Origin of the sequence: Klebsiella michiganensis, from assembly GCF_002925905.1 — a bacterium.
Lineage (GTDB): Bacteria > Pseudomonadota > Gammaproteobacteria > Enterobacterales > Enterobacteriaceae > Klebsiella > Klebsiella michiganensis.
Genome location: NZ_PRDB01000031.1, coordinates 57,347 through 78,597, shown reverse-complemented (window position 1 = coordinate 78,597; position 21,251 = coordinate 57,347). Strand labels below are relative to the sequence as shown.

The following is a 21,251-nucleotide window of genomic DNA, read 5'->3' as shown; positions in this document are numbered from 1 at the left end:
GCGGAAATTATTCCCTGCACGGGTATTCGCAAGGATTTCGGTAGTGCTCTGGCTCTGCCCCCATAACCTGGCGGACAGAGCATGATTGGGAAAGCGGTACCCTCACGGCAGAAACGATTGACGCAGGCTATATTTCTATTATTCTGGAAATATAGATAAAGGAGGTATTATGGATTTAAACACTGCTGCAAACGCACTTCGAGAACTGGGCCACCCGACACGTCTCAGCATATACCGGGAGCTGGTCAGGGCGGGTCATGAAGGCCTGCCGGTTGGCGAACTGCAGAAGCACCTTGAGATTCCTGCCTCCACGCTCAGCCATCATCTTTCAGCGCTGATATCCGCTGGACTCATAAGCCAGGAACGGCAGAGTCGTACCCTGTTCTGCAGGCCCTGCTATGCGCAGCTTGAGCAATTGATGGCCTTTCTGACAGAAGAATGCTGCGCAGGCGGCAGCTGCAGTCTGTCACCCGCAAAGACTCCCGAAGAGACCCCATTGTGAACAACCTGACTGATGCCCTGAAAAATATCGATCCGGCCCTCCTGGACGCGCCGCTGACGGAAGATAAGCTGAAGGCCAGAGAGATAACGCATCCGCCCCGCATCCTGATGCTCTACGGCTCGCTGCGGGCGCGCTCTTACAGCCGGCTGACAACGGAAGAAGGTGCCCGGCTGCTGACGGCCATGGGCGCGGAGGTGAAAATTTTCAACCCGTCCGGCCTGCCACTGCCCGATGATGCGCCGGAGACGCACCCGAAAGTGGCTGAGCTGCGGGAGCTGGTTCTCTGGGGTCGTCTCAGAAAACGGAATCTATGGTCACTCCCGTTTTTGCAACACCGATTTTGACGACAAGTTGGCTTGCTTGAATCTATCCGGCGTCTGAATGGGATTTTATTCCCGCGCCTTGATGAGTTCCGCGCCTGATGAACCTCCAGAAAATATACGGCTTCAATGAGCCTTTCCGTTTTACAGGTTCCTCAACAGGCCGGTGGGCCGTTAGTATCATCAATATCAGTATTCGCAAAACCAGATCAGTAATTCTTTAAACCGGTGTATTTCTGCCGTTATGCTACATAAGTTTGCTGTCGTGCCGTTAGGGCCCAGGCTATTCTGGCCAGCTTGTTTGCCAGAGCACAAGTGACGACAAAGTTGCTTTTCCGGCACAGTAAATCCCTGACCCAATCGGCCAATTTGCCAGACTGGTGTTCCAGTTTTTGTATGAATACCCTGGCACATTGAACCAACAAAGTTCGGATCTTTTTATTACCTCGCTTACTAATTCCCAGCAATGTCGTCCTACCTCCCGTGCTGTACTGCCGAGGTACAAGCCCTGTTGCCGCCGCAAAGTCACGGCTGCTGGCGTACTGCTTCCCGTCGCCAATCTCAGTTGAAATAGTACTCGCTGTCAGTGTTCCGACGCAGGGAATGCTCAGCAAGCGCTGTCCAACCTCATCTTCGTCCAACTTTCGTTTCAACTGGGATTCCAAATCTTTAATCTGCTCAACAAGATAGTGATAATGCTGTTGTAATTTCAGCAATAACTGGCTGAGGTAAAGAGGCAAACTATTATCCTCAAGAATGGTACTCAGTCGGCTAATAACGGCAGCTCCTCGGGGAACGCTAATGCCAAATTCCAGCAGAAAAGCATGCATTTGATTGGTTGTTTTTACCTTATCCTGAACCAGGGATTCACGGACACGATGCAGAGCCCGCATTGCCTGCTGAGATTCCGTTCTGGGCTGCACAAAACGCATAGACGGACGCGATGCAGCTTCACAAATAGCTTCGGCGTCGACAAAGTCGTTTTTATTGCTTTTAACGAACGGGCGGACAAATTGTGGTGATATCAGCTTTGGGGAATGCCCCAACTCTTCCAACTTGCGTGCCATAAAGTGAGAACCGCCACAGGCTTCCATTGCGATGGTTGTAGCGGGGCATGTCGCCAAAAATTCGATCAACTTTGGCCGGGTAAATTTTTTACGGTAAACAGCCTTCCCGCGACGATCCTGGCAATGAATATGGAAAGAGTTTTTACCCAGATCGATACCAATGAGCGCAATGTTTTCCATGATAGTTCTCCGAATGAAAGCCTGTCCTCAGCATAGTACCGGGAAGGAGGGAGTGACCATCTCATTAATTATCCTACGCTAAGCCTGTTTTTTGTACATATTACTATTCACTGAGCGTAATGCGCGGTATTTACCCTGTCCCAGTTTGAGGTTCGTTCTCCAGACGTAATCCCCGCTCAGGTTGATATGTTCCCATCCCAGTGGTGACAGATGGGTAATCAGTTGCTCATTAATCGGGATCCCTTTTCGTCTCAAAGAATCTATCGCTCTTTCTATATACCCCGTATTCCACAGTGAGATCGCCGCAGTCAACAACGTCAGACCGCTGGCTCGATAGCTCTGATTCTCCAGCCCCCGCTCTCTGATTTCACCCAGCCGATGCATAAAGACCGCTCGCGCAAGGGCATTGCGAGCCTCACCTTTATTCAGCCCCGCCTGTATTTTAACGAGGAATATACATGCGACGTAATGCACAAAAATGGGTGATGCTGCCAACTTACTGATTTAGTGTATGATGGTGTTTTTGAGGTGCTCCAGTGGCTTCTGTTTCTATCAGCTGTCCCTCCTGTTCAGCTTCTGACGGGGTGGTGCGTAACGGCAAAAGCACTGCCGGACATCAGCGCTATCTCTGCTCTCACTGCCGTAAAACATGGCAACTGCAGTTCACTTACACCGCTTCTCAACCCGGTACGCACCAGAAAATCATTGATATGGCCATGAATGGTGTTGGATGCCGGGCAACCGCCCGCATTATGGGCGTTGGCCTCAACACGATTTTACGTCACTTAAAAAACTCAGGCCGCAGTCGGTAACCTCGCGCATACAGCCGGGCAGTGACGTCATCGTCTGCGCGGAAATGGACGAACAGTGGGGCTATGTCGGGGCTAAATCGCGCCAGTGCTGGCTGTTTTACGCGTATGACAGGCTCCGGAAGACGGTTTGCGCACGTATTCGGTGAACGCACTATGGCGACGCTGGGGCGTCTTATGAGCCTGCTGTCACCCTTTGACGTGGTGATATGGATGACGGATGGCTGGCCGCTGTATGAATCCCGCCTGAAGGGAAAGCTGCACGTAATCAGCAAGCGATATACGCAGCGAATTGAGCGGCATAACCTGAATCTGAGGCAGCGGCTGGGACGGAAGTCGCTGTCGCTCTCAAAATCGGTGGAGCTGCATGACAAAGTCATCGGGCATTATCTGAACATAAAACACTATCAATAAGTTGGAGTCATTACCCTTTTTTCAACTTCTGATGGATGCGAGTGATTGAACTCATACATTAATGTTTTCCCACGAAGTCTTTTTTCAGGTAAGCCTTCGCACATATCGGTAAATAGCTTGCCTGCTTTTATTTTTTCTGTCATCGACATGTTCATTTTTAACATTCCGTCCTGATAAGTTGGTCGGATAAGGCGCTCGCGCCGTATCCGACATTAATTTCTTAAGCGACTTCATTCACCTGGCGACGCAGCAGGGAAAGTGGGCCGGGGCCGCTAAGCGTGAACACGGAAATTAAGGTGAAGCCCAGCGCCACCAGACCCAGCACCAGGTAAGCGCCCTGGAAACCGATGCTTTCATACATATTGCCCGCCAGAATAGACATAAAAATCATCGCCAGTTGCTTAAAGAAGCAGAAACAGACCAGATAAATCGTCGCTGAAAAACGCACTTCAAACTGGCTGGTAATATATTTAAAGCAGCCCACCAGCAGGAACGGTACTTCAAACATATGCAGCGTTTTCAGAATAACCACTTCCAGTGCTGAGGTAGCGAACGATGAGCCAATAATACGTACTGACATAATAGTGCCAGCCAGCAGCAGGGCGTTTTTCCCACCGATGCGATTAATGATCAGTGGCGCAAAAAACATAATCGAGGCGTTAAGTAATTCGCCCATTGTCGTTACGTAGCCAAATACCCGCGTACCCTGTTCACCGGTAGCAAAGAACGAAGTAAAGAAATTAGCAAACTGTTGGTCAAAAACATCGTAGGTGCAGGAAACGCCAATAACATACAGTGACAAAAACCACAGTTTTGGCTGTCTGAACAGTTCCAGCGCCAGCTTAAGGCTAAATGCCGAATGGTTGGCACCTACCGCATTGGCAACCGTGGCAGAAGAGGGCGCATCCGTTTTGGCGAAAAAGAGTAAAACGGCGAGGATGAGTGCACAGCCAGAACCCAGCCAGAAAACAAACTGATTATTGATGGTGAACATGATGCCGACAATCGAGGCACACAGCGCCCAGCCAACACAGCCAAACATCCGCGCGCGACCAAATTCGAAATTACTGCGACGGCTGACTTTCTCGATAAATGCCTCTACTGCTGGCGCACCGGCGTTAAAACAAAAGCCTAGATAAATACCACCAACAATCGATCCTACTAAAATGTTGTATTGTAACAGTGGCCCGAAGATAAAAACAAAGAACGGCGCAAACATCACTAACATGCCGGTAATAATCCACAGCAGGTATTTGCGCAGCCCGAGTTTGTCAGAAAGCAGACCAAACAGCGGTTGGAATAATAGCGAGAACAGAGAAATAGCGGCAAAAATAATACCCGTATCACTTTTGCTGATATGGTTGATGTCATGTAGCCAAATCGGGAAAAACGGGAAGTAGGCTCCCATGATAAAAAAGTAAAAGAAAAAGAATAAACCGAACATCCAAAAGTTTGTGTTTTTTAAATAGTACATAATGGATTTCCTTACGCGAAATACGGGCAGACATGGCCTGCCCGGTTATTATTATTTTTGACACCAGAGCAACTGGTAATGGTAGCTACCGGCGCTAAGCTGGAATTCCGCCGACACTGACGGGCTCCAGGAGTCGTCGCCACCAATCCCCATATGGAAACCGTCGATATTCAGCCATGTGCCTTCTTCCGCGTGCAGCAGATGGCGATGGCTGGTTTCCATCAGTTGCTGTTGACTGTAGCGGCTGATGTTGAACTGGAAGTCGCCGCGCCACTGGTGTGGGCCATAATTCAATTCGCGCGTCCCGCAGCGCAGACCGTTTTCGCTCGGGAAGACGTACGGGGTATACATGTCTGACAATGGCAGATCCCAGCGGTCAAAACAGGCCGCAGTAAGGCGGTCGGGATAGTTTTCTTGCGGCCCTAATCCGAGCCAGTTTACCCGCTCTGCTACCTGCGCCAGCTGGCAGGTCAGGCCAATCCGCGCCGGATGTGGCGTATTGCTCGCCACTTCAACATCAACGGTAATCGCCATTTGACCACTTCCATCAATCCGGTAGGTTTTCCGGCTGATAAATAAGGTTTTCCCCTGATGCTGCCACGCGTGGACCGTGGTAATCAGCACCGCGTCGGCAAGCGTATCTGCCGTGCACTGCAACAACGCTGCTTCGGCCTGGTAATGGCCCGCCGCCTTCCAGCGTTCGACCCAGGCGTTAGGGTCAATGCGGGTCGCTTCACTTACGCCAATGTCGTTATCCAGCGGTGCGCGGGTGAACTGATCGCGCAGCGGCGTCAGCAGTTGTTTTTTATCGCCAATCCACATCTGTGAAAGAAAGCCTGACTGGCGGTTAAATTGCCAACGCTTATTATCCAGCTCGATGCAAAAATCCGTTTCGCTGGTGGTCAGTTGCGGGATGGCGTGGGGCGCGGAGGGGAGTGTCACGCTGAGGTTTTCCGCCAGACGCCACTGCTGCCAGGCGCTGATGTGTCCGGCTGCTGACCATGTGGTCGCGTTCGGTTGCACTACGTGAACCGTTAGCCAGAGTTGTCCGGCGCTCTTCGGCTGCGGTAGTCCAGGCAGTTCAATCAACTGTTTACCTTGTGGAGCGACATCCAGAGGCACTTCACCGCTTGCCAGCGGCTTGCCATCCAGCTCCACCATCCAGTGCAGGAGCTCGTTATCGCTATGACGGAACAGGTATTCGCTGGTCACTTCGATGGTTCGCCCGGATAAACTGAACTGGAAAAACTGCTGCTGGTGTTTTGCTTCCGTCAGCGCCGGATGCGGCGTGCGGTCGGCAAAGACCAGACCGTTCATGCAGAACTGGCGATCATTCGGCGTATCGCCAAAATCACCGCCGTAAGCCGACCACGGATTGCCATTTTCATCATATTTAATCAGCGACTGATCCACCCAGTCCCAGACGAAGCCGCCCTGTAAACGGGGGTACTGACGAAACGCCTGCCAGTATTTAGCGAAGCCGCCAAGACTGTTACCCATCGCGTGGGCGTATTCGCAAAGGATCAGCGGGCGCGTCTCTCCAGGCAACGAAAGCCATTTTTTGATGGACCATTTCGGCACAGCCGGGAAGGGCTGGTCTTCATCCACGCGCGCGTACATCGGGCAAATAATATCGGTTGCGAAGGTGTCGGCTCCGCCGCCTTCATACTGTACCGGGCGGGAAGGATCGACAGATTTGATCCAGCGATAGAGTGCGTCGTGATTAGCGCCGTGGCCTGATTCATTCCCCAGCGACCAGATGATCACACTCGGGTGATTACGATCGCGCTGCACCATTCGCGTTACGCGTTCGCTCATCGCGGGTAGCCAGCGCGGATCATCGGTCAGACGATTCATTGGCACCATGCCGTGGGTTTCAATGTTGGCTTCATCCACCACATACAGGCCGTAGTGGTCGCACAGCGTGTACCACAGCGGATGGTTCGGATAATGCGAACAGCGCACGGCGTTAAAGTTGTTCTGCTTCATCAGCAGGATATCCTGCACCATCGTCTGCTCATCCATGACCTGACCATGCAGAGGATGATGCTCGTGACGGTTAACGCCGCGAATCAGCAACGGCTTGCCGTTCAGCAGCAGCAGACCATTTTCAATCCGCACCTCGCGGAAACCGACATCGCAGGCTTCTGCTTCAATCAGCGTGCCGTCGGCGGTGTGCAGTTCAACCACCGCACGATAGAGATTCGGGATTTCGGCGCTCCACAGTTTCGGGTTTTCGACGTTCAGACGTAGGGTGACGTGATCGGCATAACCACCACGCTCATCGATAATTTCACCGCCGAAAGGCGCGGTGCCGCTGGCGACCTGCGTTTCACCCTGCCACAAAGAAACCGTCACCCGCAGCTCATCGCGCAGCTCGCCGTACATCTGAACGTCTGCCTCCAGTACAGCGCGGCTGAAATCATCATTAAAGTGAGTGGCTACATGGAAATCGCTGATTTGCGTGCTCGGTTTATGCAGCAACGAGACGTCACGGAAAATGCCGCTCATCCGCCACATATCCTGATCTTCCAGATAACTGCCGTCACTCCAGCGCAGCACCATCACCGCGAGGCGGTTTTCTCCGGCGTGTAAAAATGCGCTCAGGTCAAATTCAGACGGCAAACGACTGTCCTGTCCGTAACCGACCCAGCGCCCGTTGCACCACAAATGAAACGCCGAGTTAACACCATCAAAAATAATTCGCGTCTGGCCTTCCTGTAGCCAGCTTTCATCAATATTAAATGTGAGCGAGTAACAACCCGTCGGATTCTCCGTGGGAACATACGGCGGATTGACCGCAATGGGATAGGTCACGTTGGTGTAGATAGGCGCATCGTAACCGTGCATCTGCCAGTTTGAGGGGACGATGACAGTATCGGCGTCAGGAAGATCGCGCTCCAGCCAGCTTTCTGGTACCGCTTCTGGTGCCGGAAACCAGGCAAAGCGCCATTCACCATTCAGGCTGCGCGACTCTTGGGAAGGGCGATCGGTGCGAGCCTCTTCGCTATTACGCCAGCTGGCGAAAGGGGGATGTGCCGCAAGGCGATTAAGTTGGGTAACGCCAGGGTTTTCCCAGTCACGACGTTGTAATACGACGGCCAGTGAATCCGTAATCATTGTCATAGTTGTATCCTGCGTGAATTGTTATCCGCTCACATTTTCGCATAACATACGAGCCGGACACATAGAGTGTAAAGCCTGGGGTGCCTAATGAGTGAGCTGACTCACATTAATTGCGTTGCGCTCACTGCCCGCTTTCAAGTCGGGAAACTTGTCGTGCCAGCTGCATTAAGGAATCTGCCAACGTGCGGGGAGAGGTGGTTTGCGTATTGGGCGGTAGGGTGGTTTTTCTTTTCACCAGTGAGACGGGCAACAGCTGATTGCTCTTCACCGCCTGGCCCTGAGAGAGTTTCAGCAAGCGGTCCACGCTAGTTTTCCCCAGCAGGCGAAAATCCTGTTTGATGGTGGTTAACGGCGGGATATAACACGAGCTGTCTTCGGTATCGTCGTATCCCACTACCGAGATATCCGCACCAACGCGCAGCCCGGACTCGGTAATAGCGCGCATTGCGCCCAGCGCCATCTGATCGTTGGCAACCAGCATCGCAGTGGGAACGATGCCCTCATTCAGCATTTGCATAGTTTGTTGAAAACCGGACATGGCACTCCAGTCGCCTTCCCGTTCCGCTATCGGATGAATTTGATTGCGTGTGAGATATTTATGCCAGTCCGCCAGACGCAGACGCGCCGAGACAGAACTTAATGGACCGGCTAACAACGCGATTTGCTGGTGACCCAATGCGATCAGATGCTCCACGCCCAGTCGCGTACCGTCTTCATGGGAAAAAATAATACTGTTGATGGGAGTCTGGTCAGAGACATCAAGAAATAGGGCCGGAACATTAGCGCAGGCAGCTTCCACAGCAATGGCATCCTCGTCATCCAGCGGATAGTTAATGATCAGACCACTGACGCGTTGCGCGAGAAGGTTATGTACCGCCGCTTTACAGGCTTCGACGCTGCTTCGTTCTACCATCGACACCACCACGCTGGCACCCAGTTGATCGGCGCGAGATTTAATCGCCGCGACAATTTGCGACGGCGCGTGCAGGGCCAGACTGGAGGTAGCAACGCCAATCAGCAACGACTGTTTGCCCGCCAGTTGTTGTGCCACGCGGTTGGGAATGTAGTTCAGCTGCGCCATCGCCGCTTCCACCTTTTCCCGCGTTTTCGCAGAGACGTGGCTGGCCTGGTTCACCACGCGGGAAACGGTCTGATAAGAGACACCGGCATACTCTGCGACATCGTATAGCGTTACTGGTTTCACATTTACCACCCTGAATTGACTCTCTTCGGGTGCTATCATGCCATACCACGAAATGTTTTGCGCCATTCGGAGGGGGCACGCCGAAGTGAGATTCAAAATGCCGACGTCAGTTCACAGGTGGGTAATGATACCAACGTGTTGATTTCGTATTTTCACTGACACCAGGATCATCCTGATGTTACAAGGATTGAATGACTACAGATTAAAATAGTCATCAACAGGTTGACAGCATTACCCTGTCTGGCTATAGAGTAAGAATCGTACCGGAATTGAGCATTTACCCTCAGTACCTGCGGATGAAAAAGCAGTCTGCCCTGACATACTGAACAATCCCTTCTCATAAAATGCCTCTCTTTTGCTGTTTAAAGAGCTGAGCAGTCCGGGCGGAGACTGACCTCGTTCCGCTTTCCAAGCGACCCCCTTGTTGAAAGTGCGACAAAAGAGATAGGGCGAATGACTATACTTCGCTCATAGCTGCCCGTCATGCCAGCTCAAAAAACAGGCTTAACGTAGGATATTTAATGAGATGGTCACTCCCTCCTTCCCGGTACTATGCTGAGGACAGGCTTTCATTCGGAGAACTATCATGGAAAACATTGCGCTCATTGGTATCGATCTGGGTAAAAACTCTTTCCATATTCATTGCCAGGATCGTCGCGGGAAGGCTGTTTACCGTAAAAAATTTACCCGGCCAAAGTTGATCGAATTTTTGGCGACATGCCCCGCTACAACCATCGCAATGGAAGCCTGTGGCGGTTCTCACTTTATGGCACGCAAGTTGGAAGAGTTGGGGCATTCCCCAAAGCTGATATCACCACAATTTGTCCGCCCGTTCGTTAAAAGCAATAAAAACGACTTTGTCGACGCCGAAGCTATTTGTGAAGCTGCATCGCGTCCGTCTATGCGTTTTGTGCAGCCCAGAACGGAATCTCAGCAGGCAATGCGGGCTCTGCATCGTGTCCGTGAATCCCTGGTTCAGGATAAGGTAAAAACAACCAATCAAATGCATGCTTTTCTGCTGGAATTTGGCATTAGCGTTCCCCGAGGAGCTGCCGTTATTAGCCGACTGAGTACCATTCTTGAGGATAATAGTTTGCCTCTTTACCTCAGCCAGTTATTGCTGAAATTACAACAGCATTATCACTATCTTGTTGAGCAGATTAAAGATTTGGAATCCCAGTTGAAACGAAAGTTGGACGAAGATGAGGTTGGACAGCGCTTGCTGAGCATTCCCTGCGTCGGAACACTGACAGCGAGTACTATTTCAACTGAGATTGGCGACGGGAAGCAGTACGCCAGCAGCCGTGACTTTGCGGCGGCAACAGGGCTTGTACCTCGGCAGTACAGCACGGGAGGTAGGACGACATTGCTGGGAATTAGTAAGCGAGGTAATAAAAAGATCCGAACTTTGTTGGTTCAATGTGCCAGGGTATTCATACAAAAACTGGAACACCAGTCTGGCAAATTGGCCGATTGGGTCAGGGATTTACTGTGCCGGAAAAGCAACTTTGTCGTCACTTGTGCTCTGGCAAACAAGCTGGCCAGAATAGCCTGGGCCCTAACGGCACGACAGCAAACTTATGTAGCATAACGGCAGAAATACACCGGTTTAAAGAATTACTGATCTGGTTTTGCGAATACTGATATTGATGATACTAACGGCCCACCGGCCTGTTGAGGAACCTGTAAAACGGAAAGGCTCATTGAAGCCGTATATTTTCTGGAGGTTCATCAGGCGCGGAACTCATCAAGGCGCGGGAATAAAATCCCATTCAGACGCCGGATAGATTCAAGCAAGCCAACTTGTCGTCAAAATCGGTGTTGCAAAAACGGGAGTGACCATAGATTCCGTTTTCCAAGCGGCCCCCATATTGAATGGCTGACGGTACTGGATTTCGATGAGATAAAAATAGACCGTATTTTTATTGCCAATATTGATGACCCGGTGAAGCGAGCGCTACTTGTTTCTGTGGTGAAAGGGTTACGTGGTACTGGCAAACCACTGGTGTTTGAAGGGGTGGAAACGCCAGGACAGTTTGAATTCGCCTGTTCTCTTGGCCCCGGTTACCTAGTTCAGGGCTGGTATACCGGAAAACCCGAAACAATATCTGCGATGAATATTCAGGGTTAAAACGATACGGGGCCCGGCCCGTATCGGCAACCCGACCCGTCAGCGTATCGCTTTCTGTCTGAAGCCGGTTCAGGTCGGCTTCTATCTGCGCGATGCGGCGGGAGATTTATTCAGAACGACTGCCGAAGTTCATCCGGCGAAGCTTATCCAGCTGCGCCTGCAGATGGTCTATTTCGCGCTCCCGGTCGGCCTGCTTTTCCAGCAGGGCGCGGTTCAGCGCTTCCTGTTCGGACAGGCGCTGTTTCAGCAGAAGGATGTCGTCAGGGGGAGGTGTTGTTCATAAGCCCGCATTTTACCAGGCTTATTCAACGACAACCAGGATAAAGAGGCCTACAACATGGTCAGGGACGTAAGCAGTCTTTTAGGCTGCCGCCAGTCGATGCCTTCCAGAAGCATTGCCAGCTGCGCCGGGGTCAGGAACACTTTGCCATCGCGGGCAGAGGGCCAGGCGAAGCGGCCGCGTTCCAGCCGTTTGGTCAGCAGGCACAGCCCGTCGCCGGTGGACCACAGCAGTTTGACCTTACTGCCGCTGCGGCCCCGGAAGATGAAGACATGGCCGGACATCGGTTCGTCTTTCAGCGCCGTCTGCACTTTTGCAGCCAGCCCGTTGAAGCCGTTTCTCATATCGGTAATACCGGCAACCAGCCAGATTTTGGTGCCTGTTGGTAGCGGGATCATCGCTTCAGTTCCTGTATCAGCAGAGTCAGAAGCTTTTCGCTGACAGTGCCGTTGAGGCGGAGTGTCCCGTGCCGGAACGTTACCTCACAGCAGATGCTGAGCTCTGAGTCCTCAGCGGGCGGTTCTGGTTGTACGGCGGTGGCATCGAGAGTCACAGGAAGTAACTGAGGACTCTCAGAGGAAGGTAATAGCAGCTTTCCCTCGCGCCACTGCTGGCGCCATTTAAAGAGCAGATTGGCATTAATGCCATTTTCAAGCGCCAGTTTTGAGATGGATATCCCGGGTTCGCAGGAGGCAGCAACGAGTTGCTGTTTAAACTCAGGAGAATAATTAGGGCAGCCTTTACGCCTGCCGGGAGTCATATTTTTCTGCATATCTGACACTTTGGTTCCCACTACTTATTTGGTGGACACCACTTTGTCGGATGCTTCAGATTATGACCAGACGGTTCACGCTGTACGCTTACAAATAACTGAAGAACATCCCCCTAAGCGTCAGCAGCAAGCTGCCGCCGCTAAGGCCCCGGAAATCACGCCCTTTACGTCGTAAACGCCGTAAAGCCCGCTCACCGGGGTTAAAAGGGATTACTTTGACTTCTTCATTGCTGTTAGATGGTTAAGGCTAATCAGGGCAGGGGGTAGGGTGGCAGAATTTATAGCCCGGTAACCGGCTACGCCGGGCTTTCGGCGCCATTTGACGCCACAGACACATGTAACCTCATCTGGCGCCTCCATGCCGCTGACGCGGCATCCAGAAGTTTCCCGATGCTGTAAGTCTTAACGTCTGCTTTGTGCCAGAAGCGGACATTGATAACATCGCAATATCTTAATTTATGGGGAGTGGTTCACGGACGTTGCTTGCTCTTAGTGACCAATAGTGTGCACGCGACTAATGCAATTTATTACTTTTCATTTTATGCCCCACTGAGATTTAACGAGCCAAAATATTTAACGAGTTCAATAATTGAGTATCCAGCGTTTCAGTTGCAGGTGTTGGTAGTCCGTTCGCAATGCGATAATTTTTTATGGACTGCCTTGTGGAAGGCCCCATTATGCCGTCAATATTCCCGTTGTAATAACCTTTGTCCAGCAAAGCGAATTGAACCCGCATGATTAAGCGCTTACGCTTCTCTGTACCAGAAGTCAGCCCATTACTTGCACGGTTAGCTTCTGTAGTTCCAACAGAATTCGTAGTAGTAGAGTTGTTATTGTCGTTAGAACGAAGCGAACGCACAGAGGAAGAGGACGATGAGGAACTTGTTCCTGAACTTGAAGACTCAGATGAGCTTGGTGAGCTGTATGTTTTTGGATAATAAGGAGTGCTGCCACCATAGTACCCGCCACCTGATGATGATCGGTGAGAACTATGGCTTCGATGGGTGACCTGCCCCCACGATTAGATACAACACTCAGTTAGTAACGTCGGAATCTTCATTCTCAGAATGACCCTTTCTCCAGCCCGCTGCAAATTCAGACGGTGTCTGATAATTCAGCGTGGAGTGCGGGCGGCATTCGTTATAATCCTGCCGCCAGTCATTAATAATTTTCCTGGCATGAACGATATCGCTGAACCAGTGCTCATTCAAACATTCATCGCGAAATCGTCCGTTAAAGCTCTCAATAAATCCGTTCTGCGTTGGCTTGCCCGGCTGGATTAAGCGCAACTCAACACCATGCTCAAAGGCCCATTGATCCAGTGCACGGCAAGTGAACTCCGGCCCCTGGTCAGTTCTTATCGTCGCCGGATAGCCTCGAAACAGTGCAATGCTGTCCAGAATACGCGTGACCTGAACGCCTGAAATCCCAAAGGCAACAGTGACCGTCAGGCATTCCTTTGTGAAATCATCGACGCAGGTAAGACACTTGATCCTGCGACCGGTGGAAAGTGCGTCCATGACGAAATCCATCGACCAGGTCAGATTGGGCGCCGCCGGACGGAGCAGCGGCAGACGTTCTGTTGCCAGCCCTTTACGACGTCTTCTGCGTTTTACGCCCAGGCCACTGAGGTGATAAAGCCGGTACACGCGCTTATGATTAACATGAAGCCCTTCACGGCGCAGCAACTGCCAAATACGACGGTAGCCAAAACGCCTGCGCTCCAGTGCCAGCTCAGTGATGCGCCCTGATAAATGCGCATCAGCAGCCGGACGGTGAGCCTCATAGCGGCAGGTCGACAGGGATAAACCTGTAAGCCTGCAGGCACGACGTTGCGACAGACCGGTCGCATCACACATCAACATCACGGCTTCCCGCTTCTGGTCTGTCGTCAGTACTTTCGCCCAAGAGCCACCTGAAGCGCCTCTTTATCCAGCATGGCTTCGGCAAGCAGCTTCTTGAGTCTGGTGTTCTCTTCCTCAAGCGACTTCAGGCGCTTAACTTCAGGCACCTCCATACCGCCATACTTCTTACGCCAGGTGTAAAACGTGGCATCGGAAATGGCATGCTTGCGGCAGAGTTCACGGGCGGGTACCCCAGCTTCGGCTTCGCGGAGAATACTGATGATCTGTTCGTCGGAAAAACGCTTCTTCATGGGGATGTCCTCATGTGGCTTATGAAGACATTACTAACATCGGGGTGTACTAATCAACGGGGAGCAGGTCAGGTGCTGTGAATTTAATCAAAAGGAAAGATAAATGGCTGATATGGCTTCAATTACAGCAGGGCTAAATGCAGTAAAGCTGGCTTTCAATATTGCAAAAGACCTTAAGGATGCAACCGCAGCGTTCAATGAAGCAGAGTTTCGATTAAAACTCAGCGAGTTATACTTAAGCCTGAGCGATGCCAGAATGAATCTCGCTGAAGCTCAACAGGAGATAAGTTCTCTGCAGGGGGAAATCTCATCTCTCAAAGCCCAACTCAGTACAGTTGATGAATTAGAATTCCGGGATGGTTTTTATTACAGAACTACATCTGTTGATGGAAAGCCAAATGGTCCTTTCTGTCCTAAGTGCTACGAAGGCTCTCCCAAAAAACTTTCCTCAGTGATGCAAGCCACAGGGATTAATGCCCATTTCGGCAGCAAATATTGCCATGCCTGTCAGAGCCATTTCTAACAGGATAAGTAGGATAGGGGGTTGTTAACGTTTCAGGCTGGCCCTGAACTCTGCCGGATTCACCAGCACTTGGTTAATGGCCCTGAGTTGTTCCTGAGCCCGGCTTGCGCTCGTCTTTTAGCCATCTTCTTGCTACGCACCGGCTTCATGCTCATTTTCGAACAATACCTTCGTCTCAAATGTTATAAATTGTGAGACTCCTCAAAACGACTTCAAATGTAGTATCAGAAATCGTGATTTATGTCTAATGATACTTCATAGTATCAATATCGATTTGTGAGACCATTATGGCATTACTGGGATATGCAAGGGTATCAACCAGCCATCAGAAGCTGACAGTGCAAATTACAGAGCTGAAATCAATTGGCGTTAGAGATGACAGAATTTTTACTGACATGATGTCGGGAGCCACGGACGACCGCGCAGGGTTGCAGCAGCTGCTTGCCCGGGCGGAAAAAGACGACATTATCATTTGTACCAAAATGGACCGGCTAGGGCGCAATACCGCAGATATGATCCATATCGTTGATGCCTGCTATAAAAAGGGGATTGCCATCCGTTTTCTTGAAAATGGCCTGAGTACCGAAGGGACAATGGGGAAAATGGTGATTCAGATTTTGGCTGCTGTGGCTGAGGCTGAACGGGAGCGTATTCTGGAACGTACCAACGAGGGACGGTTGATTGCTATGGCGTCCGGTGTGAAATTCGGACGTAAGCCCCACCTGAAATCGGACTCGGCCATGGCGCTTATTGATCAGAAACAACCAGCCAGAGTGGTTATGGAAAAAACAGGCATTTCGCGGGCCACTTACTTTCGGTTAAAAAAATACATTAAAAATCAGCAATCGAATAATAACTAAGGAATAAAATGAATAATAAAATACCTAACAATGTCATTGGCGCGGTGTCTTCAGTACTTAGTGAACATTATTTTAGCCATACGTCTTTAAATTCGCTGTTTATGGAATCAGGCGCACCTGGTGAGGTGCCAATGGGAAACTGTGAAACCAAATGCAGTAATTGGCTGAAAATTTGCAATGAAGACGACTCGATAGATGCAATTTCAGTATTAGGCAGTATCATCCAGAATTACATGGATTTACCTCCGAATTCATACTCTAGGGCTGGAGCTGGATCTACTGTCGAATATGGGCAAAAAAGAATAATCGATGCTTTATCTAAGAACCAATTAGTCTACAGACTCAATGGATTTATCACTAAATCAGGTTCGACTCCGATTTCTAAAACGCTAGAGGATTATCTGAAGTCTGGCGACTACTCATCTATTGAAAATGAGTTTCTTCGTGCAGTAGAGAATATTCAAACCGATCCGCATGCATCAGTCACCGCAGCATGTGCGATAATTGAATCTGCATTAAAATGCTACATAGAAAAATTCGATTTACCTATGCCACAAAAATTGAATGTAGCACCTCTTTGGGCTGCCGTGCAGCCGAGCTTGAACCTTAATGCCGACGCTACGTTAGCGGATGATCAGCACAAAATTTTAAAAGGAATTTCATCAATAATTGACGGTATTGGTGCATTCAGATCACATATAGGGAGTGCTCATGGGCGTGGTCAAAACCCTCCGCAGATCGTAGTTGCCGAAGCTAGACTCGCAGTCAATGCATCTCACACCTTAGTTGTATTTATTATGGATGTTATCCATGCGAATAAAATATAATTAGATTGGAGTTTCTATCTTTTTATAAAGGCATTGTAATATAATAATGCCTTTACAAATTTAGATAAGATTATCTTTTCAAGCTCGCACGAAATTCTTTTGGATTAACCAGAACTGGATTAATTGCTCGTAACTGTTCCTGTATACGAGCCTGAGCACGCCGCTTCGGCATCTTTGTGCTTCGCTCACGTTTGCCGTTACGATCCAATTCATCCATTTTATCCTGAGCCAATCGGAGCACTGCACCGAGTCGCTTATTATCGACAATTTGCCCCTGATCGATACAGTCCAGTTTATCGAATACCTGATAGGAGAGGGCGCGGTGGCCGTATTTGAAGGCGAGGGTGCCATCAGGGTAATCAAAGACCTTAATATTCTCCCCGGCAATTCGGGTGTTTTCTTCTGTGGGTTCAACCAGATATATCATCTTATCATAACGGAATGTTAATGATTTCGAGAGTTTACGGGTTTCCTGCCATGAGAAAATATCATCCAGATCCACAATCGTTTCTGCCACAGGGCGATGAAGGTTTTTTGGATATTTGGGCGTTTTGGCGAAGCGCTGGTTGAAGTTTACGATAAACGTTTCCAGCCAAGCATTGGCTTCTTCGATACTGCTTATTTTATTGAGGCGCATTTCTTTGATGAGCCTGTCCTGAAGTGTTTTGTTGGCACGCTCAACACGACCTTTTGCCTGAGGGCTGTTCGCACAGATAAGCTCAACACCAATATCGTGCAGGACTCGACCAAATTGAGTTCCAGATTTGCTTCCGGCGGCATGATTTACTCGAAAAATACCGTGTTTGTCGCTGTAAAATGCCAGCGGCTTACCATGTTTCTCAACATATTCACTGGAGTGACCACGCTCCGGTAGACAGTTTCTGTCCTCACTGCGAGGCCTTTTCGAAGGCCTCCGGGCTGACGCCGCCGAGATGACTGTGGCGCCGGGCCCGGTTGTAGAACACTTCAATATAATCGAAAATATCCGCCCGGGCCATGTCCCGGGTTTTGTATATCCGCTTCCTGATGCGCTCTTTTTTGAGTGAACTGAAGAACGATTCTGCCACTGCATTATCCCAGCAGTTGCCGCGACGGCTCATGCTCGGTACCAGATTATTGGCCCGGCAGAACCGCTGCCAGTCATCACTGCCATACTGACTGCCCTGGACGCCCTTCTAAGAGTCAAGCTGTTATCGGGATACTGTTGATCCGCCTGTTTTGATTGCGCAGTAACGTGTAAACTTCGCGGGAGATATATCGCTTTAGACAGCGTATCGCTTCCATTTTTGTATGTCCTTCGGCTACACGCCTGGCGACATATTCCTTTGTTTTTGCGTCAGTTCGTAAGCGTCCGATGGCGATGATGTGAAGTGCACTATTTGCAGCACGATCTCCACCACGATTAAGTCGGTAACGGTTCGTTTTTCCAGAAGAAACGGGGACCGGGCTGACACCACACAGTGCCGCAAATCCTGATTCTGATCTTAACCGTTGAGGATTGTCTCCGGCAGTGATCAGCAACTGTGAAGCGCTTTCGTATCCGATAGCATTACGTTTAATCAGCTCAGGTGCCAACTCGTCGACAATTGCCGCAATCATGACATCCAGATCAGCGATTTCGTCATGTAACTCGAGATAGCGTCGGGCAAGGGACTTTAATGAAATGCGATAAACGTTGGTTACATTGCGGTATTCACTGGCATCAGGTCTCCAGGAACCCAGGGTCCTGATGAGCTGCATGCGCGTCATATTTCTGAGCTGTTCACGTAATTCATCCGGGGCAGAGATAATATTTGAATGGATAATCTGGAGAGCGACTCTGCGGGCTGATATTGCTGTTTTTCGGCAAGTTTTTAATACCCGCAGGGACTCAATCATGCCATCACGCGTTTTGGGAGTAACTGTCCTGATGCCTGAGAATGCTGCATGAGCGGCACATTCAGCATCAATTGTGTCACTTTTACCCCGTTTGCGTCGCTCCATCCGGTCTGGAGCAGTCACCTCAAGAACTTCTAACCCGGCGCTCTGAAAATAACGAAGCAAACCGGAACCATAGGTACCTGTGCACTCAACACCAATTCGCTTTAATGTCCCAAACGAGGTCATCCATGCCAGCATCTGCCGGTAACCTTGTCGTGTTGTGGAGAAATACTGAGTCCCAAGGACTTTATTGTTCTGATCTACGACAGCGGCAACGTGCAAATCTTTATGTGTATCCACGCCACCCACAACGGCAGCTTCGGTAACTTTATCAACCATGACAGAGCTCCTGTGAGGAAACAGAGTTGAATCTCCAGACAGATAACCCGGACAGGACAGTAACGAGACAAGCCGTCAGGCCCTTCTTGAGTCACGCGCATCGGTGAGGAGATGCCTCGCATGAAGGCGCTTCCGGCAACCGACGGGTCCAGGGCAGGACACAAAAGGTCGATCGCTGTGTGAGTCAGGATGCGGGAAGGTCTTCACTGCATCAGTAATCACACCAATCTGGTTAAACGGCAAACTAAGTGGTGGTAAAGACTGACATCGGCATTATTACTATCGCTGTGCACAATGACGTTTTCTTCAGGTTTACGTCGCCAGACCGCCATCAGCAGCGCATCCAGTGCCAGCTCGCGCGACAGTGTCGGCTTCATCGACCAGCCCACCACATTACGGGCAAAAAGATCGATAACCACTGCCAGGTACAGCCAGCCCTGCCAGGTGCGGATGTAGGTGATGTCGGTGACCCACACCTGATTGGGCTTCACTACAGTAAATTCACGCCGCACGTGATTAGGCGCTATCAGTGACGGTCGTCCCCGACTCCCGCGTGGCACTTTATAACCATGTATAGCCTGAATCCTGTTTTTCCTCATGATTTTGGCAACCCGGTTTCTGCTGCACACTTCGCCAATTTCGCGAAGATCGCCATGAACCCTGCGATAACCGTAAACTCCACCACTCAGCGTATAGGAGTCGCGGATGAGTTCCAGCAGTCGCTGGTTATCCTTTTCTCCGGCAGATACAGGGTTGTGGAGCCAGACATAAAATCCGGCACGGGCAACCTTAAGGACCCGACACATTGTAACGATCGACCAGATTTCACGGTGATCGTTGATAAAGCGATACTTCAGTCGGGCTCCCTTGCAAAGTACCGCGCTGCCTTTTTCAGAATATCCCGCTCTTCCTCAGTGCGTTTAAGCTGTGCTTTCAGCCTGAGAATTTCTGTTCTGGCATCCAGTAAATCCTGTGCCTGCTGTCCACTGTTGTCAGGCTTAACAGCCCGGAGCCATTTATATAGGCTGTGCGCCGACACGCCGAGCCGTTCAGATACTTCAGCAATAGAATAGCCCCGCTCGGTGATCTGGCGGACGGCCTCTTCCTTAAATTCAGGGGTAAAACGTGGTGTGCCCATAGACTCCTCCTTGTATCTCAAAAGTGGATTACTATGATCTGGCTTAGATTTGGCAAGGCCTGTGTAGTCCGATTCCTCCCGGGGTTATTAAAGCCCGCAGCATAGCGATTGACGCACAGGCTGAGCCGTTCATCTGAAGCCCGAACAGTTGTCCGAACTTCAAATCGTATTTGCAAGGAGGGGTATAGATGAGCGTGTCAAATCAACGTTGTGCAGGCATAGATGTTTCAAAAGGTACTCTGGATATTGCAATCAGCAATATTGCCAGCCAGTTCACTGTACCAAATAGAACTGACGGTTTTACTCAAGTTCTCAGAGAGTTAAAGCGAAATGAAACAAGGTTGATCCTCATGGAGGCGACAGGGGGTCTGGAGTCATGTGTAGCTTGTTATCTTCAATCAGAAGGGTTTGACGTTGTCGTCATTAATCCCCGCCAGGCTCGAGATTTTGCTCGTGCAATGGGCTATCTGGCGAAGACTGATCGTATAGATGCCAGAGTATTGCTTCAGATGTCGGAAGTTATTAACCAGCACCCAGAACGGGAAAGATACATTCGTCCCTTACCTGATGCCCACAGGCAGATTCTGGCTGCGATGGTGGTCAGACGCAGACAGCTCACGATCATGCTTACAGCCGAACGAAACCGATTACATCCCTCGCATCCTCTGAGCCATGCAAGCATCAAATCAATTATTTCGGCCCTGAAGGGCGAGTTGGCGCGTATTGAAGGTGAAATGGCGATTCACATCAAGGAGCATTTCAGTGAATTATCCGAGCTTCTGAACGCAGTTAAAGGAGTTGGCTCTGCGACAGTCGCCGTACTACTGGCAGAAGTCCCAGAACTTGGCTCACTGTCACGACGAGAAATTAGTGCCCTTATTGGGGTTGCTCCAGTAAACAGGGATTCCGGTACGATGCGCGGTCGCCGAACTGTATTCGGAGGGCGAGCTTCAGTCCGTACAGCTCTCTATATGTCAGCCCTGGTTGGGACGAGGCACAACCCTGTAATTAAAGAGTTCTATACACGCCTGGTTGCCGCAGGAAAACCTAAAAAAGTTGCACTGACGGCCTGCATCAGAAAATTGCTGACCATCCTGAACGCAATGCTGAAAAAGAATGAAGCATGGGATCCGATGTATCACCAGCATGCTTCGTAGCCGCGCTCGAAAGACAGTTGCTATGCTCAAACTATAGGGCAGATTTGTCTACG

The 21,251-nt window shown here is 50.3% G+C and carries 16 protein-coding genes and 9 pseudogenes; 10 read left to right on the top strand and 15 right to left on the bottom strand.

Annotation, left to right across the window (positions count from 1 at the left end; genetic code table 11):
* Positions 1-169: 169 nt before the first annotated feature.
* Complete coding sequence (locus CDA56_RS29505; RefSeq protein ID WP_001549890.1) at positions 170-502, top strand: ArsR/SmtB family transcription factor; 333 nt, start codon at positions 170-172, stop codon at positions 500-502.
* Positions 499-789: pseudogene (locus tag CDA56_RS29500) on the top strand (NADPH-dependent FMN reductase); the annotation flags it as partial. The gene CDA56_RS29505 and the pseudogene CDA56_RS29500, both read left to right, overlap by 4 nt.
* 275 nt (positions 790-1,064) lie before the next feature.
* On the opposite strand, the gene CDA56_RS29495 reads toward CDA56_RS29500, so the two are convergent.
* Both CDA56_RS29495 and CDA56_RS29490 read right to left on the bottom strand, forming a co-directional pair.
* Positions 1,065-2,069: an IS110-like element IS4321 family transposase gene (locus CDA56_RS29495; RefSeq protein ID WP_000427623.1), complete on the bottom strand. Its 1,005-nt coding sequence runs from the start codon at positions 2,067-2,069 to the stop codon at positions 1,065-1,067.
* A gap of 78 nt (positions 2,070-2,147) precedes the next feature.
* Positions 2,148-2,513, bottom strand: a pseudogene (locus CDA56_RS29490) (Tn3 family transposase); the annotation flags it as partial.
* 92 nt (positions 2,514-2,605) lie between these two features.
* Here CDA56_RS29490 and CDA56_RS31735 point away from each other — a divergent pair.
* Both CDA56_RS31735 and CDA56_RS29480 read left to right on the top strand, forming a co-directional pair.
* Positions 2,606-2,881 (top strand): IS1-like element transposase, encoded by a 276-nt coding sequence (locus CDA56_RS31735; protein ID WP_263974516.1) that lies wholly within the window; start codon positions 2,606-2,608, stop codon positions 2,879-2,881.
* Positions 2,800-3,292: pseudogene (locus CDA56_RS29480) on the top strand (IS1 family transposase). The gene CDA56_RS31735 and the pseudogene CDA56_RS29480 overlap by 82 nt, the downstream one beginning before the upstream one ends.
* 14 nt (positions 3,293-3,306) lie before the next feature.
* Here the strand turns inward: CDA56_RS29480 and CDA56_RS29475 are convergent.
* The 4 genes and pseudogenes from CDA56_RS29475 to lacI all read right to left on the bottom strand — a co-directional run.
* A pseudogene (locus CDA56_RS29475) lies at positions 3,307-3,447 on the bottom strand (maltose acetyltransferase domain-containing protein); the annotation flags it as partial.
* A 65-nt stretch (positions 3,448-3,512) separates the two neighbouring features.
* Positions 3,513-4,766, bottom strand: coding sequence for a lactose permease (gene lacY, locus CDA56_RS29470; RefSeq protein WP_023158026.1), 1,254 nt, complete (start codon positions 4,764-4,766; stop codon positions 3,513-3,515).
* Positions 4,767-4,817: 51 nt separating this feature from the next.
* Positions 4,818-7,892 carry a beta-galactosidase gene (gene lacZ, locus CDA56_RS29465; protein WP_086817678.1) on the bottom strand — a complete coding sequence of 1,025 codons (3,075 nt, stop codon included), beginning with the start codon at positions 7,890-7,892 and terminating at the stop codon, positions 4,818-4,820.
* A 121-nt stretch (positions 7,893-8,013) separates the two neighbouring features.
* Entirely contained in the window at positions 8,014-9,096 is a 1,083-nt protein-coding gene (gene lacI / locus CDA56_RS29460; protein ID WP_004152286.1) for a DNA-binding transcriptional repressor LacI, read from the bottom strand.
* Between the two features lie 586 nt (positions 9,097-9,682).
* Between lacI and CDA56_RS29455 the strand changes: the two genes are divergently transcribed.
* Together CDA56_RS29455 and CDA56_RS31620 are read left to right on the top strand one after the other, a co-directional pair.
* On the top strand, positions 9,683-10,687 hold the full coding sequence (locus CDA56_RS29455) for an IS110-like element IS4321 family transposase (protein WP_000427623.1): 1,005 nt from the start codon (positions 9,683-9,685) through the stop codon (positions 10,685-10,687).
* 111 nt (positions 10,688-10,798) lie between these two features.
* Complete coding sequence (locus CDA56_RS31620; protein WP_305955006.1) at positions 10,799-11,227, top strand: EAL domain-containing protein; 429 nt, start codon at positions 10,799-10,801, stop codon at positions 11,225-11,227.
* Positions 11,228-11,249: 22 nt separating this feature from the next.
* Here the strand turns inward: CDA56_RS31620 and CDA56_RS29445 are convergent.
* From CDA56_RS29445 to CDA56_RS29425, 5 genes and pseudogenes are all read right to left on the bottom strand, one after another.
* Positions 11,250-11,508 (bottom strand): annotated as a pseudogene (locus CDA56_RS29445) (IS66 family transposase); the annotation flags it as partial.
* A gap of 49 nt (positions 11,509-11,557) precedes the next feature.
* Positions 11,558-11,905, bottom strand: coding sequence for an IS66 family insertion sequence element accessory protein TnpB (gene tnpB, locus CDA56_RS29440; protein ID WP_080491487.1), 348 nt, complete (start codon positions 11,903-11,905; stop codon positions 11,558-11,560).
* Positions 11,902-12,279, bottom strand: a complete 378-nt coding sequence (gene tnpA, locus CDA56_RS29435) for an IS66-like element accessory protein TnpA (protein ID WP_004114613.1) — start codon at positions 12,277-12,279, stop codon at positions 11,902-11,904. The genes tnpB and tnpA overlap by 4 nt, the downstream gene beginning before the upstream one ends.
* Before the next feature lie 556 nt (positions 12,280-12,835).
* Positions 12,836-13,285, bottom strand: a pseudogene (locus tag CDA56_RS29430) (peptidoglycan-binding protein); the annotation flags it as partial.
* Between the two features lie 28 nt (positions 13,286-13,313).
* A protein-coding gene (locus CDA56_RS29425; RefSeq protein WP_085950818.1) for an IS3-like element ISSen4 family transposase occupies positions 13,314-14,434 on the bottom strand; the annotation gives its coding sequence in 2 pieces (ribosomal slippage) (positions 13,314-14,176 and positions 14,176-14,434; 1,122 coding nt in all).
* A 103-nt stretch (positions 14,435-14,537) separates the two neighbouring features.
* Between CDA56_RS29425 and CDA56_RS29415 the strand changes: the two genes are divergently transcribed.
* The 3 genes from CDA56_RS29415 (at position 14,538) to CDA56_RS29405 (ending at position 16,644) form a co-directional block, all read left to right on the top strand.
* Positions 14,538-14,957, top strand: coding sequence for a hypothetical protein (locus CDA56_RS29415; protein WP_224250481.1), 420 nt, complete (start codon positions 14,538-14,540; stop codon positions 14,955-14,957).
* A gap of 287 nt (positions 14,958-15,244) precedes the next feature.
* The gene (locus CDA56_RS29410; protein ID WP_032676095.1) at positions 15,245-15,817 is read left to right on the top strand and encodes a recombinase family protein; all 573 of its coding nucleotides are present in this window, start codon (positions 15,245-15,247) and stop codon (positions 15,815-15,817) included.
* An 8-nt stretch (positions 15,818-15,825) separates the two neighbouring features.
* Entirely contained in the window at positions 15,826-16,644 is an 819-nt protein-coding gene (locus CDA56_RS29405; protein WP_023307220.1) for an abortive infection family protein, read from the top strand.
* Positions 16,645-16,714: 70 nt separating this feature from the next.
* Here CDA56_RS29405 and CDA56_RS29400 read toward each other — a convergent pair.
* The 4 genes and pseudogenes from CDA56_RS29400 to CDA56_RS29380 form a co-directional block, all read right to left on the bottom strand.
* Positions 16,715-17,494, bottom strand: a pseudogene (locus CDA56_RS29400) (transposase family protein); the annotation flags it as partial.
* Between the two features lie 37 nt (positions 17,495-17,531).
* Positions 17,532-17,810, bottom strand: a pseudogene (locus CDA56_RS29395) (IS3 family transposase); the annotation flags it as partial.
* A 16-nt stretch (positions 17,811-17,826) separates the two neighbouring features.
* Positions 17,827-18,903 (bottom strand): IS110 family RNA-guided transposase, encoded by a 1,077-nt coding sequence (locus CDA56_RS29390; RefSeq protein ID WP_032448228.1) that lies wholly within the window; start codon positions 18,901-18,903, stop codon positions 17,827-17,829.
* 224 nt (positions 18,904-19,127) lie between these two features.
* Positions 19,128-20,041, bottom strand: a pseudogene (locus tag CDA56_RS29380) (IS3 family transposase); the annotation flags it as partial.
* Positions 20,042-20,229: 188 nt separating this feature from the next.
* Between CDA56_RS29380 and CDA56_RS29375 the strand changes: the two are divergent.
* Complete coding sequence (locus tag CDA56_RS29375) at positions 20,230-21,198, top strand: IS110 family RNA-guided transposase (protein WP_064407385.1); 969 nt, start codon at positions 20,230-20,232, stop codon at positions 21,196-21,198.
* The last annotated feature ends 53 nt before the right edge of the window (positions 21,199-21,251 follow it).

What these genes read in the sequence shown, in the direction of transcription:
- CDA56_RS29405 (WP_023307220.1), top strand. Translation starts at nt 15,826, where the DNA reads ATGAATAATAAAATACCTAACAATGTCATTGGCGCGGTGTCTTCAGTA.
- CDA56_RS29390 (WP_032448228.1), bottom strand. Translation starts at nt 18,903, where the DNA reads ATGGTTGATAAAGTTACCGAAGCTGCCGTTGTGGGTGGCGTGGATACA.
- CDA56_RS29505 (WP_001549890.1), top strand. Translation starts at nt 170, where the DNA reads ATGGATTTAAACACTGCTGCAAACGCACTTCGAGAACTGGGCCACCCG.
- lacZ (WP_086817678.1), bottom strand. Translation starts at nt 7,892, where the DNA reads ATGACAATGATTACGGATTCACTGGCCGTCGTATTACAACGTCGTGAC.
- tnpA (WP_004114613.1), bottom strand. Translation starts at nt 12,279, where the DNA reads ATGCAGAAAAATATGACTCCCGGCAGGCGTAAAGGCTGCCCTAATTAT.
- CDA56_RS29375 (WP_064407385.1), top strand. Translation starts at nt 20,230, where the DNA reads ATGAGCGTGTCAAATCAACGTTGTGCAGGCATAGATGTTTCAAAAGGT.
- lacY (WP_023158026.1), bottom strand. Translation starts at nt 4,766, where the DNA reads ATGTACTATTTAAAAAACACAAACTTTTGGATGTTCGGTTTATTCTTT.
- CDA56_RS29495 (WP_000427623.1), bottom strand. Translation starts at nt 2,069, where the DNA reads ATGGAAAACATTGCGCTCATTGGTATCGATCTGGGTAAAAACTCTTTC.
- CDA56_RS29455 (WP_000427623.1), top strand. Translation starts at nt 9,683, where the DNA reads ATGGAAAACATTGCGCTCATTGGTATCGATCTGGGTAAAAACTCTTTC.
- tnpB (WP_080491487.1), bottom strand. Translation starts at nt 11,905, where the DNA reads ATGATCCCGCTACCAACAGGCACCAAAATCTGGCTGGTTGCCGGTATT.
- CDA56_RS29415 (WP_224250481.1), top strand. Translation starts at nt 14,538, where the DNA reads ATGGCTGATATGGCTTCAATTACAGCAGGGCTAAATGCAGTAAAGCTG.
- CDA56_RS29410 (WP_032676095.1), top strand. Translation starts at nt 15,245, where the DNA reads ATGGCATTACTGGGATATGCAAGGGTATCAACCAGCCATCAGAAGCTG.